Source organism: Lysinibacillus sp. JNUCC-52 (genome assembly GCF_015999545.1).
Taxonomy (GTDB): domain Bacteria; phylum Bacillota; class Bacilli; order Bacillales_A; family Planococcaceae; genus Lysinibacillus.
The window spans coordinates 606852-622744 of the sequence record NZ_CP065546.1 but is presented as its reverse complement, the minus strand read 5'-3'; the positions used below and the strand labels follow the sequence as shown (position 1 = coordinate 622744).

General features: G+C 34.9%; 15 protein-coding genes. 12 read left to right on the top strand and 3 right to left on the bottom strand.

Features of this window, described 5'->3' with window-relative positions:
* Nucleotides 1-427 precede the first annotated feature (427 nt).
* From JNUCC52_RS03415 to JNUCC52_RS03395, 5 genes are all read left to right on the top strand, one after another.
* Nucleotides 428-982, top strand: a complete 555-nt coding sequence (locus tag JNUCC52_RS03415; protein ID WP_172771330.1) for a PadR family transcriptional regulator — start codon at nucleotides 428-430, stop codon at nucleotides 980-982.
* Between the two features lie 66 nt (nucleotides 983-1048).
* Nucleotides 1049-1744 carry an ABC transporter ATP-binding protein gene (locus tag JNUCC52_RS03410; protein WP_337981402.1) on the top strand — a complete coding sequence of 232 codons (696 nt, stop codon included), beginning with the start codon at nucleotides 1049-1051 and terminating at the stop codon, nucleotides 1742-1744.
* Between the two features lie 13 nt (nucleotides 1745-1757).
* Nucleotides 1758-2465, top strand: coding sequence for an ABC transporter permease (locus JNUCC52_RS03405; RefSeq protein WP_337981401.1), 708 nt, complete (start codon nucleotides 1758-1760; stop codon nucleotides 2463-2465).
* 393 nt (nucleotides 2466-2858) lie between these two features.
* A complete protein-coding gene (locus JNUCC52_RS03400) occupies nucleotides 2859-5462 on the top strand; it encodes a cation-translocating P-type ATPase (protein ID WP_337981400.1) in 2604 nt (867 codons plus the stop codon).
* 244 nt (nucleotides 5463-5706) lie between these two features.
* Complete coding sequence (locus tag JNUCC52_RS03395; protein WP_172771333.1) at nucleotides 5707-6717, top strand: nucleoside hydrolase; 1011 nt, start codon at nucleotides 5707-5709, stop codon at nucleotides 6715-6717.
* Between the two features lie 31 nt (nucleotides 6718-6748).
* On the opposite strand, the gene JNUCC52_RS03390 is transcribed toward JNUCC52_RS03395, so the two are convergent.
* From JNUCC52_RS03390 to JNUCC52_RS03380, 3 genes are read right to left on the bottom strand one after another with little or no spacing between them, the layout of a single operon-like run.
* Nucleotides 6749-7870, bottom strand: coding sequence for a Ger(x)C family spore germination protein (locus tag JNUCC52_RS03390; RefSeq protein WP_337981399.1), 1122 nt, complete (start codon nucleotides 7868-7870; stop codon nucleotides 6749-6751).
* Nucleotides 7857-8978: a GerAB/ArcD/ProY family transporter gene (locus JNUCC52_RS03385; RefSeq protein WP_172771335.1), complete on the bottom strand. Its 1122-nt coding sequence runs from the start codon at nucleotides 8976-8978 to the stop codon at nucleotides 7857-7859. The genes JNUCC52_RS03390 and JNUCC52_RS03385 overlap by 14 nt, the downstream gene beginning before the upstream one ends.
* A 16-nt stretch (nucleotides 8979-8994) precedes the next feature.
* The gene (locus JNUCC52_RS03380) at nucleotides 8995-10515 is read right to left on the bottom strand and encodes a spore germination protein (protein ID WP_172771336.1); all 1521 of its coding nucleotides are present in this window, start codon (nucleotides 10513-10515) and stop codon (nucleotides 8995-8997) included.
* Nucleotides 10516-10960: 445 nt separating this feature from the next.
* On the opposite strand from JNUCC52_RS03380, the gene JNUCC52_RS03375 reads away from it, so the two are divergent.
* The 7 genes from JNUCC52_RS03375 (at nucleotide 10961) to JNUCC52_RS03345 (ending at nucleotide 15674) form a co-directional block, all read left to right on the top strand.
* Nucleotides 10961-11182, top strand: coding sequence for a transcriptional regulator (locus JNUCC52_RS03375; protein WP_172771337.1), 222 nt, complete (start codon nucleotides 10961-10963; stop codon nucleotides 11180-11182).
* Nucleotides 11179-12438, top strand: a complete 1260-nt coding sequence (locus tag JNUCC52_RS03370; RefSeq protein WP_172771338.1) for a Y-family DNA polymerase — start codon at nucleotides 11179-11181, stop codon at nucleotides 12436-12438. The genes JNUCC52_RS03375 and JNUCC52_RS03370 overlap by 4 nt, the downstream gene beginning before the upstream one ends.
* An 11-nt stretch (nucleotides 12439-12449) precedes the next feature.
* Nucleotides 12450-12791: a YolD-like family protein gene (locus JNUCC52_RS03365; RefSeq protein WP_172771339.1), complete on the top strand. Its 342-nt coding sequence runs from the start codon at nucleotides 12450-12452 to the stop codon at nucleotides 12789-12791.
* Nucleotides 12784-13131: a YhjD family protein gene (locus JNUCC52_RS03360; protein WP_172771340.1), complete on the top strand. Its 348-nt coding sequence runs from the start codon at nucleotides 12784-12786 to the stop codon at nucleotides 13129-13131. The genes JNUCC52_RS03365 and JNUCC52_RS03360 overlap by 8 nt, the downstream gene beginning before the upstream one ends.
* 168 nt (nucleotides 13132-13299) lie before the next feature.
* Nucleotides 13300-14133 carry a polysaccharide deacetylase family protein gene (locus tag JNUCC52_RS03355; protein WP_172771341.1) on the top strand — a complete coding sequence of 278 codons (834 nt, stop codon included), beginning with the start codon at nucleotides 13300-13302 and terminating at the stop codon, nucleotides 14131-14133.
* Nucleotides 14134-14228: 95 nt separating this feature from the next.
* Nucleotides 14229-14783 carry an RNA polymerase sigma factor gene (locus tag JNUCC52_RS03350; protein ID WP_172771342.1) on the top strand — a complete coding sequence of 185 codons (555 nt, stop codon included), beginning with the start codon at nucleotides 14229-14231 and terminating at the stop codon, nucleotides 14781-14783.
* Nucleotides 14784-14789: 6 nt separating this feature from the next.
* Complete coding sequence (locus JNUCC52_RS03345; RefSeq protein ID WP_337981398.1) at nucleotides 14790-15674, top strand: DUF3298 and DUF4163 domain-containing protein; 885 nt, start codon at nucleotides 14790-14792, stop codon at nucleotides 15672-15674.
* Nucleotides 15675-15893: the final 219 nt, after the last annotated feature.

Sequence of the window (15893 nt, the reverse complement as noted above, 5' to 3'; positions counted from 1 at the left end):
AAAAGCCACGTTCAATTATATGAGCGTGGCTTTTCTTGTTAAAACTGTATATTATTCAAGACGATTATATTTACTTTAATGTATTGATTGGATTTATATAGATATAATACTAATTTATGTACCATTTCTTCTTTACAAAGCGTTTAGATGTGCCAGACCTACGCACACTCAAGCCTAAGCATTCAATTAGAGCTAAAAAAGCTGCAACGTATGAAATACGCTACAGCTAGAGAATTGGTTGTGCCCTTTGATGGTGCTACTCAAAGTAGTATACCACAAAAATAAAAATTAAAGTTGTATTTATGTATTATAAATCTTTTGAAATCAATGGAGATGCGTCATCACAGTAGGTAAGCATCTATTGACAAACAATGAATTTCCAGTTATATTCAATTTACTCAACGTTGAATATAAAAAGGTGATTATTGTGACGAAATTATTAGTACTTGCAATGCTGGGCTTAAAGCCGATGACTGGCTACGATATTAAAGTAATGCTTGAATTGAATGATGCCGAAAGATGGGGTGGCGTTCTTATTGGCTCTATCTACAATGCTCTGAAAAAGCTTGAAAAAGATGGATATATCGAGGTTGCCAGTATTGAATCGACAGGACTTAGACAAAAGGCTATTTACCAAATTACTGAAAAGGGCAAAGCATATGAACAGCAATTAATTATCGAAGCGCTAGAACAATCTTCTGTTGTGTATCCCACGACATTGTACTCGGGTGTGTCCTTTGCATTTAAGCTTCCTAATGAAAAAGCTATTTGTGCATTGGAAAAGCAAAAGAAAATTTTGGACGATGAAGAAAAAGCTATAACAGTCGGTTATCAGGCGAAAATGCATGCGATGCAAGGTGAAATTCCAGAGCTAACGCAACTAGCATTTGCTAATATGTTGGAAATTGTGAAAGTTCAACAAAAATTTGTCCAGCAAGCTATAAAGATAATGCAAAAAGATCAAAATAACTCTCTCGAATGAATGAGGGAGTTAAAAAATACGTTTATAGTCAAAGTTGAGTATACAATGTTGAATAGGGGGCAGCTAGTGAAAAAACTAATAAGTGCTTGTAATTTAACAAAATACTATAAAGATTGTTGTGTTGTTGATGCTATAAATTTCGAGATTGAAGAGGGGGAAACAATTGCACTAATAGGGTCGAATGGCGCTGGTAAAACAACAACAATCGGTATGCTTCTTGGCATTATTGCTCAAGATGCTGGAACGATTCATTACTGGACGCCAAATTATAAAAAAGAAATTGGCACCCAGCTCCAGTCTACTCCTTTTTTTGAAGGCTTTTCGGTAGAGGATAATATTAAACTATTCGCTGCATTTTATAATGTTGTTCTTTCCAATAAAATGATTGAGGCAAAACTTGCTTCTTTTGATTTATTACATGTAAAAAATACGCCTGCCATTAAATTATCTTTAGGTCAACAAAAGCGTTTAGCCATTGTTGTGACAACGTTGCATAATCCCAAATTAGTAATTTTGGATGAGCCGTCTGCTGGATTAGATTTAAGAGGCCAAAAGGACATTCAAAGCATGCTGAAAAGTTTAAAGGAAAAAGGTGTGGCGGTGCTTTTTGCTTCTCACGATATGTTGGAAGTGAGCAATATTGCTGACCGAATCATTATGATGAATAAAGGTAAAATTGTTGCGGTCGGTACTCACCATGATTTACTAGCGAAATATCATACTCAAAATTTAGAAGATTTATTTTTAAAATTAACGAAGTGAGGGGAAGGATTCAATGAAGGCTATTTTCATGTTAAATTTGAAAGTTGCAATAAAAGATATGTACCTACTTTTTTGGTCAATTATCATGCCGTTTACTGCGATTGTTGCCATAAAAATATTTACCCCAGGCTATGCTGAAAACTATGTGAATGGAATTATTGCAACTAGTGTGTTCTTTTATTCATTTATGACTACTGCTTTTGTCTCTTTATCACAACGCAAGAGAGGCGTTTACAATTTGCTTCACGCAACTCCTTTGCCTTTATGGAAGTATATTATTAGCGTTTCTTGTGCATGGTCGTTCATCGCCATAATACTTTCATATATCGTGCTTTTCTTTTACAAAGTCATTCATCCACTACATCTCTCGTTCAACACGATCCTTTTCATGACTCCCATTATTTTAATAGCATCTTTAAGTTTTGTATTTCTTAGTTTTTTTGTTTCAAGTTTAGTAAAAAATGAAGGGCATTTAAGTATGTCGGCTAATGCGCTCATGATACCAATGCTACTATGTAGTAATGCATTTTTCTCAATGGATAAATCTCCTAAAATGGTCCAATATATCAGTTTAATCAATCCATTTGAATGGTTTTTACATGGAATTAAAGGGGCTTTACTAATGAATTTGACTAGTTGGTGCCAGTCCTTATTTATCTTAATTGGATGCTTCGTCTTAGCACTTTGCCTATCATTGAAATCATTTAAATATAGTACTTGATAAAGTAATGGACACTCCCTTTGATGCTGAATGTTAGGGAGTGTCTTTTTTGTCGAGCAAGTAACGATTGCAAGTTTACGTCACCGATAGGACAAAAATTTAAATCTCTATATTAATTATTATCATACTGGATTAGGACAAGGAATAGATTGTTATAGTTCGAATATTTGGAGATGGAGTAGATAGGATGGAAATTGAAATTTGGTAGCTAAAAGACTATTTAATAGACATTTTCCTTCTATTGAAATAGTCAACTCTACGATGAATGACACATAGGTTAAAAAAGTCTATTTGAGTTTTGCGAGACGCTATTGTTTGTAAAATAGCAGCAATCGTTTTTCGTCATGAGTATGATCGTCTAATAAAATTACACTGGAAGGAGAACTAAATGAAATGACACAATATCATCAGCAGTCGTCCGCAGAAGTCATGAATAAATTGAGCGTGACCAATAAAGGATTGAGTGATTCTGACGTTCAAAAAAGGCAAGAAGTGTATGGTTTTAATGTATTAGAGGAAGCTAAAAAGATAAGTACACTTGCCGTTTTTTTCGGTCAGTTTAAGGATTTATTAGTTATCATTTTAATGATAGCTGCTATAATTTCATTTCTATTAGGTGAAGTAGAAAGCACAATTGTCATTTTAATTGTCATTATTTTAAATGCTATTCTCGGTACTGTACAGCATGTAAAGGCGGAAAAATCTTTAGGCAATTTGAAAGCTTTGTCCTCGCCTATTGCGAAAGTGATGCGGAACAATCAGATTATCGAGATTCCGTCTAAAGATATAGTAGTAGGAGATCTGCTGTATTTAGAGGCGGGTGACTATATAAATGCTGATGGAAGATTAGTAGAGAGCCATAATCTTCATATAAATGAAAGTTCTCTTACTGGTGAATCTTTGGCCGTTGCAAAATTTGCGGACCCCATCAAGGAAGATGTAACGATTGCTGATAAGAAGAATATGGTTTTTACAGGGAGCTTTGTTACGAATGGTCGAGGTATTGTGATTGTTACTGCTATTGGAATGGAAACGGAAATTGGTAAAATAGCCAATTTGCTAGATACTGCGAAAGAAAAGAAGACACCTCTACAAGTTAGTCTAGATCAGTTTGGGGAAAAATTAGCTTTAGGAATTACGATGATCTGTGTAGTTATTTTCACGATTGACCTTGTTCGAGGGCGTGAGTTGGTAGAATCCTTCATGTTCGCTGTTTCATTGGCAGTTGCTGCTATACCTGAGGCGTTAAGCTCAATAGTGACCATTGTATTGGCTTTTGGGACTCAAAAAATGGCAAAGGAAAATGCTATTATACGAAAACTCTTTGCTGTTGAAAGTTTAGGGAGTGTCTCTGTTATATGTTCTGATAAGACTGGCACTTTAACTGAAAATAAAATGGTTGTGCAGCATTTATATGTTGATCAAAAAGTTATTCCGCATGATCAACTTAATATGAGAAACACAATCGAAAAAGATCTTATTTGGAAGGCAATATTATGTAATGATGCGTTGGAAAGAGATCATAAAGAAATCGGTGATCCTACTGAAATTGCGCTTGTGAAATTAGGAAAGCAATATGACTTTGATGAATTACTCGTCAGAGAAAATTGTCCAAGGGTGGCAGAGCTTCCTTTTGATTCTGATAGAAAGCTTATGAGTACGGTGAATCGTATAAATCAGCAAAATATTATGATTACAAAAGGAGCATTAGATGTTTTACTTTCGAAAATCACGAAAATTCATACTTCTAATGGTTTATTAACTATTACTCATGAGCATAAGAAAAAAATCGAAGAAGTTAACCGAGACTTTTCGATGAATGGTTTAAGAGTATTGGCTATTGCCTACAAGGCGGTATATGAACCACGGGCAATCTCTGCTGTAGACGAAAGAGATTTAATCTTTGTCGGATTAATCGCAATGATGGACCCTCCTAGAAAAGAATCAAAGGCGGCAGTCGAAAGCTGTATTAATGCAGGTATTAAACCTGTAATGATTACAGGTGACCATAAAATAACAGCTACTGCAATTGCTAAGCAAATTGGTATTTTACAGGATCCAACAGAAGCGATTGAAGGAGCTGAAATTGAAAAATTAACTGATCGAGAACTGCAAGATAAAGTGCAAGATTACTCAGTGTATGCTCGCGTCACACCTGAGCAAAAAATACGTATTGTAAAAGCTTGGCAGGAAAAAGGAAACGTCGTTGCTATGACAGGAGATGGTGTTAATGATGGACCAGCCTTAAAGCAAGCTGATATTGGTGTAGCGATGGGGATAACTGGTACCGAGGTGGCAAAAGATGCTTCTTCTATGATTTTAACGGATGATAATTTTTCAACGATTGTCAAAGCAATATCAAATGGAAGAAGTATTTATACAAATATTAAAAATGCCATTTTATTTTTGCTTTCAGGCAATGCAGGGGCGATCTTTGTAGTTTTATATGCAACTGTTTTAGGTTTACCAGTTCCATTTGCGCCTGTCCATCTATTATTTATTAACTTGCTTACTGATAGTTTGCCAGCAATTGCCATTGGGTTGGAACCAAATAATAAAAATACAATGAAGGACAAGCCAAGAAATATTCACACACCATTACTAAATAGAATATTTACAACCCAAGTGATACTTGAAGGATTATTAATTGCTATTTCTACGGCGGTTGCTTTCGAAATAGGATTGTCAACAGGAGATACTTTAACAGCAAGTACAATGGCATTTACAACGCTATGTTTATCAAGACTTATTCATGGCTTTAACTCCCGATCCAAACAGTCCATCTTTGCTATCGGTGTATTTTCGAATAAATATACTTGGTTAGCATTTTTAATCGGCTTTATTGCTTTACATGTTGTATTATTTGTACCATCGTTTACGAATATATTTGAAGTTGCCCCATTAACTGGCGCACAATTAGGCTTTATTTATAGCTTATCGTTCTTGCCGTTTTTAGTTAATCAATGGTACAAACTATTGTTTGTGAGAAGCAAATAATACACTTAAGTGTCTGGCACGCAATATCAATTGACATTTATGCTCGCTATTCAATAGCGGGCATTTTTGTTTTCAGGATGAGTAATAGGTATGTCTTCTTTAATTTGTGTAATGTTTGTTGGACATAGTCTGCCTTCTTGTTTTTTAAACCATTCTGAATCTATTCGAATTTTGGATAGTTTTTAGATCTCAAACGTTTGGAAAATCCTTATTAATAACGAATCACTTCTTTTGTTCATATACTATGTATGCTTCTATAAGGATAGCTTTCGTGGAAATAAAAGGGGGTTCTTTCGTGAAAAAAGTGCTTTTATTCGGGGATATTGGCATTGATGATACAGCTGCATTAATCTACGCTAGATTACATCAAGAAATAGAAATTGTTGGATTAATTGCAGATTACGGAAACGTATCTAGAGAAGTTGCAGTTGCGAATATTTTGTATTTAATGAAATTGTTTAATTTCCCTAAGGAAATTCCTGTTATTTTAGGGGCAGAAGTACCTTTAACTGGGGAACAGCCAACATACTTTCCAGAAATTCATGGAGAACATGGTCTTGGACCAATTATACTAAATGAAGACTACGATTTTAAAACGGAAAACTTTTTAGAAATCGTAAATATCATAAAAAAATATAAGGATGAGCTGATTATCGTAAATATCGGTCGGCTTACCTCATTAGCTACAATGTTTATCTTCTACAAAGATTTAATGAAAAATGTAAAGGAAATTTATATTATGGGTGGCGCTTTTGGGGTTCCAGGAAATGTAACGTCCATCGCTGAGGCGAACTTTCACGGAGATCCTTTCGCGGTAAACATTGTACTCAACTATGCTAAAAATGTGACAATCATTCCTTTAAATGCAACACAAAAAGCTATTGTTACACCTGGCATGGTGGACTATATCGACCACTTTGGGAAGGCAAAAATTTTCAAACCATTAATGGAGTATTATACGCGTTTTTATAAAGAAAGGGACCCCTCACTTCTAGGGAGTCCTCTTCACGATGCACTTACCCTTATGGCTGTTATGAACCCTGACATGTTCACATATGAGTCATATCCTGTAACCGTCATCGACAAACTGGACGGTCCTGCAAGAGGACAAAGTATTGCAGAGACCCTAACATATGAAAACCTAAATACTGGGCAAAAAAAGCATCGGATTGCATTCGATATAAATTATGAAAAGTTTTTTCACAATTTTTTGTCCGTTATGACTGGCCAACAAATAAACAGCGATTTAAAATAATTGACTTTAACTTCTGAAGAATCTTAGTCATTTATTCGAAAACGCCATTCCTTACGATAACAAAGTCGACATTCACATTCACTTTGATGTCTTTATAAATTTCATGCCATTTTTCTTTTGTCAAATTCGAGTTTCGCACAGTGCTTCTATATTGCTCTCCAAATCCAAAGATATCGGATTGGACCTCCTGACTTTGTGCAATCACTCTCGATATATCCTTTGTTAGTTTTTTACTAATTGCCTTTTCAAGTTCTGCTACTTTTTTAGGGTTGCCTAAATTTATATCTTGGTGTATTTCTAATACGCGTGCTTTCATTTTAATGTTTAGGTCAAATTCTGTTTTAGAAGCATCTACTAACTGAATGTTTCTTTGTGATTGAATGGCATCAAAAGCTACAGGGACTTTTTCTTTGCTCTTCAGTAATGATGGGGGGAGATCCTCTTCTTCTAATGTTGTTTCAAATATGCCTACCTTAAATGTATCTCTAACAACTTTGATGTAAAAACTATCTTTCGCTGGGAGTGTACTGACCATTTTGTCATCTTTAAAAAGGGCTACTCCACTTAATTCAACAAGTTCTTCATCTCTTTTTATTATAGGCATGGCTATATCTTTACCCGTCGTATAATAATCGTGAGCAATTTCATGAAGTGTTGGAGAAATTGTATACTCTTGTTTAATGTTTTGTTCTAAAAGCTTATATATATGCTGACCAATATCATCAATATTTTTATATTCGTATTTAAGTAATGATTCTGCTTTACCTTCTACAACAGCCATATACAAACTATTGCTTACGCTTGCATTTTCAAGGTTTGTATTAATGTAATAATGCAGTTTATCTTTCGCTAATTCTTCGCCAAACAATATGACCCTCATTTGACCGACCATAATCTTTTTAGACAGCTTTCGATTAGACTTCATCCGACTTCCTTTACTCGTTGCGTCCTCTGTTGTAATGACTTCAACATTACTCTGAAACTCAGGATTTACTTCACGAATAACGGCTGTTGTAGCTATTTCCTCTTCTTTTCCTACATCGTAGCCAATTAAAGTCGTTAAGCCGACTTGATCTAAAATATTGGTCTCTGCACAGCCGCATAAAAAAAGTAATAATAAAAGAAGGATAATAATTGGTCTATGCTTTTTCATTTTTATGCTCCTTCTTTGATTTGAAATGTTTTTTAAGTATCGCGAAGAAAAATAAGATAATTGGATATACAAAGATGATATAAAAAGCTACTTTTCCAAAATACGTGTTAATCGTATCGATTTGGGTACGAGTTTGAATCAGTAGTGAGACAGTGAAAATAAGAAAAGAGAAAATCCATACAAATTTCGTGCTACTTATATTTATTAGTCGTAGAGTTCCTCGATAAGCAGCCCATAAATAGAGACAAAGATTTGGTAAAATAATTAACATCCAAAAACAAACTGCTACAAATTCAAATCGCTCCATAAAAGGAAAACTGATAAAACTAAATAATGTCAGTGTTGCCCATATTGTTTTAAGTAGCTTTCCTTCACTGTAGTAAGTAATGGAAACTAACATCACTGCTAGGTATATGATGGTGGTAGCCAACAAACCTAAATGTGTATACTTACGGACGTTTTTTTTGTCCTTTATGAAAGGATAAATTATATTAAGTATTTCAAATCCAATAATTGTAAAGGTCATCGATTGTGCACCTTTTAATATTGAGCTAAAGTTCGTTTCTAAAACAGGAAGTAAACTATCTGCTGTTGAAAACTTCATTGGAAATAGTAACATAGGTAAAATCCATAAAGAGAGTACGATACTAAAAAAAGAAACACCCACAATTACTCGAAGTCCACCCGTGAAAGCATAGATAATGATTATTAGTAAAGTAGCTGATAGAAACCATGCACCGATACTAGGAAAAATCCATGCTTGAATCACTTCCATGTAATTACGTAACACAGACAAAAATGCTACAAAGCAATAAGCTATATAGATGGCGTTTAAAAAATTGCCTATCCACTTGCCGAAGATATCTTGTTGAATCCCATATAAATCATTTGAACCGTATATTTCTAATGTTTTTATCATACAAAAAGCAACGATATGTGTGGCTATGCCAGCCAATAGAACTGAAATCCATGCATCGTGTCCCGCATCTTTATATATAATACGTTGAAATCCCTGTATACCGACTCCTATTTGTGCACTGTGAATGACAAAAAAAAGCAAGTAAGCATTTATCATGTTTTGAGGACCAATTTGTATAGGATTTTTCATTCATTTCACCTTCATTTCAGCTTTCTTCGGGTTTTACAGGTTCAGGGGCAAATTTTTCCTCATCCGCAGGCCTTGTCATGGCGGGTCTTCTTGCCGTTAACGGTTTAGGCATTCTAATCACGCTATCTAGCATGCCTCTCATTCTAGGTGGGTAAAGTGGAGACATATACGGAGCACCTAAACTAGATTGACGGATTAGATGAATTAATATAAAACAAAAGGCTAGCATGATACCATAAAAACCCCAAAATCCTGCAAGTATAATAATTGGGAACCGAATAAGCCTGATTGCATTACCCATCATATAGCTTGGTGAAGTAAATGATGCCAATGCGCTTAATGCAATAATAATAAGTAATATATTACTTGTAATACCTGCCTGTACTGCTGCGGTTCCAATTACAATACCACCCACAATACCGATAGTTTGTCCGATTTTTGTTGGTAATCTTGCTCCAGCTTCTCTCAGTAATTCAATAATAAACTCAAGGAGTAATGCTTCGAATATTGGTGGGAAAGGCACTAATGCTCTAGACTCACTTAGTGGAATTAAGAAAGCTTGAGGAATAACCTCATAATGAAAAGTTAATGCTGCAACATAAATCGGTGTTAAATAAACAGATATAAAGAATGCAGTAAGGCGCAATATCCGAACAAAGGTAGCAATTTGCCATCTTAAGTTTTGATCTTCCTGACTATGAAAAAATTCAGTAAAAGATTGAGGGCAAACGATAGCCATCGAACTACCATCCACGATAATACCCAGTTTTCCATCTAATAGACAATCGCAAAATCTGTCGGGCCTTTCAGTCAACAACATTTGAGGAAAGACGGACATGGAGTTATCGTCAATCATTTCAGCTAGAACCGCACTATCGAGTAGTGCATCTATGTTAAGTTCTGTAATTCTTTGACGTAACGTATTCACCATTTCATCGGCGGCAATACCATTCATATATAAAAGCGTGACGGAAGTATTTGTACGTTTTCCCACTTTTATTTCTTCAATACATAGGTCAGTATTGACTATATAACGACGAACTAAAGAAATATTTGTAGGAAGACTCTCGTTAAAGCCAACCTGTGTTCCAATCACTTGTGATTCATTTTCAGGAGCAGACAATGATCGAGATTCTCGGCTCGCAATATTGGCTACTATTAGTTGTGCGAAGCCATTTACATGAATCACAACAGATCCATCTACTATTGCTTCAGTTGCTTCCACTAGATGGCTGATTACAGTAAGTTCAGGTATCGAAAGATTAGCCTTTATGTTTTCTGGTGTTTCATTTGGTTTGTCTTGTAAATTGGCTATAATATCATTGTTTAATGTCTGCTTATCGACTAAATTATCTATATAAATCAGACTAATATTGGGAGGAACAGACTTAATAATTAAATCAGATGGATTATTCGTAGCGTCTTTTATTGACTGAATAAAGTAATCTGTTGATTGGGCAATTTTCTCACGATTTTCTTTAGGCATAGGTACTTCTACAGGAGTCTTTTTTTTCCTGAAAGGTAGTTTAAATTTCATGTTGAATTGTAGGCTCCTCACATTTATTGCTTAGTTTTTAGAATAGACTTTAATAAGATGTTCTATACTTATTTCAATAATTTTCAATCATTCCTATTAGTAAGCAGGAGAGTTCTGGAGAATAATACAAACATGAGATGAGCACGATTTATTAGCTAGCTATTAGAAGTGAAATATTATGTGCTGCAAACGATCTGCATCATGCACTGATGCATAGCTATTTTCCAATTATTTGCAAGTTAAGGTTAAGTCAGGAACTCATTTGAGTAACTGGTCTTTTTTTGTTTCCAAAAATTTAATCTTGCCAAGATACAAACATTTGTTCTAATATGTATACAAACAAGTGTTCTTACATAAGATAGGGAAAGGGAAAATTATTGTGCCATTAGATGTTGCTAGTGGAGCAAAATTTTTTGAATGACTGGCACTGAGGAGGAAAACGAAGATGAGAGAGCAACTGATTAAAGCTATGCAACGCAATCAATTAGTGAACATGATGTATATAGCGAAAGATGGTTCCGTCACAAAAAGGCGTGTGAAAGTCATTAAAATTGTTGGCGATTCATTTCAAGCATTTTGTTTTACAAGACATGCAAGGCGTACTTTTTTAATCAGTAATGTTCTAGCCGTTATTCCTATTGTTCGTAAGGGGCGTGAAGTTGTATGAATTATGAAGGTATGCCAAATAGACCTATTATGTGTATTGATATGAAGTGCTTTTATGCCAGCTGTGTAGCAATGTTACACGGGTTAAATATTCTTGAAAATCCAGTTGCAGTAGTAGCAAACTTTGACCAACCAGGCAGCGTTGTACTTGCTGCATCACCATTGATGAAAGAAAAATTTAAAATCAAAACTGGAAGTCGTCGTTATGAGATACCGAAGCATCCTGACATTAGATTGTTTGAGCCTAAAATGAGTTTCTTTATTCAAATGTCGATGACAATTACCAATTTGATTTCTAATTACGTACCAGTTGAGGCTATACATGTGTATAGTGTAGACGAAAGCTTTGTTGACTTAACTGGTACTGAAAAGCTGTGGGGCTCGCCTGAGGAAACGGCGAAGGAAATACAAAGAGCTATTCTGGACCAATTTAATGTACCAAGTGCAGTCGGAATGGGCCCAAACATGTTAATAGCCAAATTAGCTTTAGACCTCGATGCCAAGAAAACTGGTTTTGCCAAATGGACGTATGAGGATATTCCGAAGAAATTATGGCCTGTACGACCTTTATCCGAAATGTGGGGCATAGGAAAACGAATGGAAGCAAATCTAAATGCTATGGGAATACAAACAGTTGGTGGTTTGGCTAATGCAGATTTAGAAGAATTAGAAGAGCGATTTGGTGTAATGGGCAATCAACTCTATCACCATGCATGGGGAATAGATTTATCCAAATTAGGGGAGCCGTTAATAACAAACGGCGCTTTAAGTTTTGGTAAGGGTCAAATGCTGATGAGAGATTATCACACACGTAAAGATATTTCTGTAGTGCTCTTAGAAATGTGTGAAGACGTAATGAAACGCGCACGTGATGCAGGGTTTGTTGGGCGTACAATTAGCTTAGGTCTTTCATATAGTCATAATGCCATGACCAAAGGGTTTCATCGCTCTAAAACCATTGCAGGACCAACAAGTGAAACGCTTGTGATGTATAAAGCTTGTATTGAATTACTGGATGAGCACTTTGCTGGAGAGCCAGCAAGACAATTATCAGTCCGAATATCCAACCTAGAGAAAGAACATAGCATTCAGTTGGATTTATTTGATGAACGTAAACCTCAACGACAAATCATAGGGCCTACAATGGATGCAATACGCAATAGGTTTGGAGCTACCTCTATATTAAGAGCCGTGTCTTATACAAGAGCTGGTACAGCTATTAAACGAGATCGCTTAGTTGGTGGTCATTTGGCATAGGAGTGAATGAAATGATAAAGGATAGAGGGAGTATTAAATGGGCATCGATGATGTTGCCAGAACATTTGGAGCTGCTGAGAGTGTGTAAGCAAACAGAATATATAGAGCCACCAAGAGAGCTAACGGATTGGGAGCTAGAAGAATTACAACAAACAATAAATCAAGCCTATCATCAGCAAAGCGACGTTAAGTTAGAAGTATGGACGGACAGTAAAACTACGCAATGGACTGGATTAATAAAATCAATTAATTTCAATACAAATGAACTTATACTGGAAACACTGATGAGGACTATACGCATTCCATTACAGCATATACAATCAGCACAATTGGAAGCTGATTATTATGATTAAAGCCGATGAAAGACAATTATTACACAAATATTTATTGTTGGAGTTAGCTGTGAAATCATTGCAAATTGATTATCAAAAAGCGGAACAATTTAAAATGAAAATAGTCTTTCTTCCTTTAATGGATTCATTGCTTAAGGAACTACGTCAAGAATATTTTAACCTCAAACGTCAGCTTGCACAGCATCGCATACGCGTAGTAGGATGGCAGCCTGTAGATGAATATTTTAGTGACGTGCAAGTCGCGACGGCAGGTAATGATGTAGTACTCCGTTATGCTAATCAGGCTCTCAAATCACAAGTGGAAAAACTGTTGATTAATCATATAAGCAATAACAAATGACAGGTCCTCTTGAGAGACCTGTTTTTTTATAGATTGGCTAAGTAGAAAAATGCTATAGCATATGCTACAAAAAAGATATATTTTTTTAAAGTTCATTGAAACTTTTTCAACTCTCTTATTCTCTTCTATTTTATAAAGATTAAATTTAGAAAAGAAAGGTGTATTGGAATGAAAGGTAGGAAAAGAATTAGATGGACTAGAATTGTGGCGGTCATTGTGTTCTTTACTATAATGCTAGGAGCTAGTTATTACTTAATAGGTGGAAAAATAGAGGATCATGGACAAGCTGAAAATCTTGTTAGTAATGCGGCAAGGCTTGTAGAAACCGAAGAAATAGCAGAAGAAAATGAAGCTAACGTGGAAGAAGTAATAGAAGAAGTAGAAACAACTGTATTGCGTCCAGATGGAAAATACATAGCGCTTACCTTTGATGATGGACCGAGCTCAAAAGTAACACCACGAGTATTGCAAACTTTAAAGCAACATGAAGCAAAAGCAACTTTCTTTATGCTAGGAAGCAGAGTTGAAATGTATCCAAATATTGCGGCACAAGTAGCTGCTGAAGGTCATGAAATAGCAAATCACACATTTAGTCATCCAAATTTAAAGAAATTGACGCATAAAGAAATGAGAGAAGAAATCGATAAAACAAACAATATTATTGAAGTGGCGACAGGTATAACAGCAACTTTGTTTCGACCTCCATATGGGGTATACAATCAAGATATTTTAAACTATACAAATGCAAATAATTATACTACCATTCTATGGTCTGTGGATTCACTAGATTGGAAAAGTCGTAATCCAGCAACGATAAAAGAAGAAATTTTAAATAATGTCTCTAATAAATCTATCGTATTAATGCACGATATTCATACTGCAACAGCAGAAGCTTTACCAGAGTTATTAATAACGTTAAAAAAAGAGGGATATGAGTTTGTAACAGTATCGGAACTTTTAACACTACAAGAAGAAAAAGTCGATCCCTATTTTGGCAATTAATTGTGCCAAAAAACAAAACTAATTAAAACATTTAGGATATTTGTTCAATCATTCGTAGATTGCATCCCCTCGTATCATTAAAGGGAGGTGAGTCTTTGGATACGCAAGTAGTCGAAGAAAAATTTAACGAAATATATGATAAAACTTATCATCAATGTTTAATATATGTCATTAGTAAATGCAATCATACGAATGTTATTCCTGATATTATTCAAGAAACATATTTAGCACTTTATCAAATACTAAAGAACAAGGGACACGATTATATTAAAAATCCAGAGGCCTATGTAATACGCATCGCTAAATCGAAAATCTACAACCATTATTCTTTAAAGGAAAAAGTAAAAAGCCTCATACCGTTGTTTGATATAAATAAAGAAGATAAAGAATATAATCAGGCTGATATAAATAGTGAACTATACGAAAATGAAATAGAAATTGCATTAGAAAATAAAGAAGTGCTATCGGCTATTTGGCGCTTCTTGCAATCAAAACCACAAAAGGTACAAAAGGTGTTTTATTTATTTTATTATGCTGAACTATCAATTCCTGAAATTGCTCAATTACTGCATTTAAACCAATCGACGATAAAAAACTATATTTACCGCACCACTCACGAAATACGAAAAAAGTTTGGGAAGGACGGTTGAAGCTAAATGAGAGAGCATGAACGAAAAGTATTAAAACGTGTTATTGAAGAAAACTTAGCGAATAAGGAATTGATACGAAAAAAAGTATTAACGAAGGCTGAAAATGAGATGGCTCCGAAGAAGAGAGTAACAATTATGAAAATGAAATCTATTGCAATTCCTTTAACGGCATGTCTTATATTTATGTTCTTTGTAAACTTAAGCCCTACATTTGCACTGGCAGTATCAAAAGTTCCTGTACTAGGGGCAGTAGCTAAAGTAATTACAATAGATGAATATATAGAGAAAACCGATTATATTGATGCGCATATTAAAATTCCACAATTTACTGATATGCGTAATCCATCGATAGAAAATCGAATCAATACGATGATTAAGAAAAAAATTGAGAGTCTTGCTGAGAAGGCAAGGCAAGACTCAGCGGAATTCAAAAAAAACTACCTTGGAGATGGGGAGTATTCGGAGGATATTGAATATACGCCGAGCATATACAAATTTGATTATGAAGTGAAAAGTTCAAATGAACAGATTTTGTCATTTATCATTAGTGAAACAGAAACAACGAACGGATTAACATTTGTCACGAAATATTTTTATAATATTGATCTGACAACAGGAAAGGAACTAACACTTGTTGATTTACTAGGTCCCGATTACGAGAAAATAGTAGATCCTGAGATTGAACGTCAAGTGAAGGAGCGTGCCAAGGCTGATGAAAATCTATTATGGTATTATGAGGAATATTACGCTTCAAAGGGTGCTGGAGGAATAGACGAGTTTACATCTAAAAACTTCTATATTAATGAACAAGGAAACCCTGTCATCTTTTTCTATGAATATAACATCGCCCCACCATATGCAGGACCACAGGAATTTGAGATAGAACGATAAACAATATTGAAACATATAGAAGAAGACCAGCTACTTATAAATAAAAAGTAGTTGGTCTTCTTGTATAACACCCAGCGGTGAAAATAGTAACTTTACCTTGTATACTAATGAAATATCAATTAAATATAGCGATTTTAACAATAAATACTTTACGAAATAAACTGAATAATAGTAAAATTATAATAATTGAATGACCGAAAATAGTGAGAACCACATTAC

Bases quoted from the DNA above. Each gene is read 5' to 3' on its own strand.
- JNUCC52_RS03345 (WP_337981398.1), top strand. From the start codon at position 14,790: ATGAGAGAGCATGAACGAAAAGTATTAAAACGTGTTATTGAAGAAAAC.
- JNUCC52_RS03375 (WP_172771337.1), top strand. From the start codon at position 10,961: ATGAGAGAGCAACTGATTAAAGCTATGCAACGCAATCAATTAGTGAAC.
- JNUCC52_RS03380 (WP_172771336.1), bottom strand. From the start codon at position 10,515: ATGAAATTTAAACTACCTTTCAGGAAAAAAAAGACTCCTGTAGAAGTA.
- JNUCC52_RS03395 (WP_172771333.1), top strand. From the start codon at position 5,707: ATGTATGCTTCTATAAGGATAGCTTTCGTGGAAATAAAAGGGGGTTCT.
- JNUCC52_RS03400 (WP_337981400.1), top strand. From the start codon at position 2,859: ATGACACAATATCATCAGCAGTCGTCCGCAGAAGTCATGAATAAATTG.
- JNUCC52_RS03385 (WP_172771335.1), bottom strand. From the start codon at position 8,978: ATGAAAAATCCTATACAAATTGGTCCTCAAAACATGATAAATGCTTAC.
- JNUCC52_RS03390 (WP_337981399.1), bottom strand. From the start codon at position 7,870: ATGAAAAAGCATAGACCAATTATTATCCTTCTTTTATTATTACTTTTT.
- JNUCC52_RS03365 (WP_172771339.1), top strand. From the start codon at position 12,450: ATGATAAAGGATAGAGGGAGTATTAAATGGGCATCGATGATGTTGCCA.
- JNUCC52_RS03360 (WP_172771340.1), top strand. From the start codon at position 12,784: ATGATTAAAGCCGATGAAAGACAATTATTACACAAATATTTATTGTTG.
- JNUCC52_RS03355 (WP_172771341.1), top strand. From the start codon at position 13,300: ATGAAAGGTAGGAAAAGAATTAGATGGACTAGAATTGTGGCGGTCATT.
- JNUCC52_RS03370 (WP_172771338.1), top strand. From the start codon at position 11,179: ATGAATTATGAAGGTATGCCAAATAGACCTATTATGTGTATTGATATG.
- JNUCC52_RS03405 (WP_337981401.1), top strand. From the start codon at position 1,758: ATGAAGGCTATTTTCATGTTAAATTTGAAAGTTGCAATAAAAGATATG.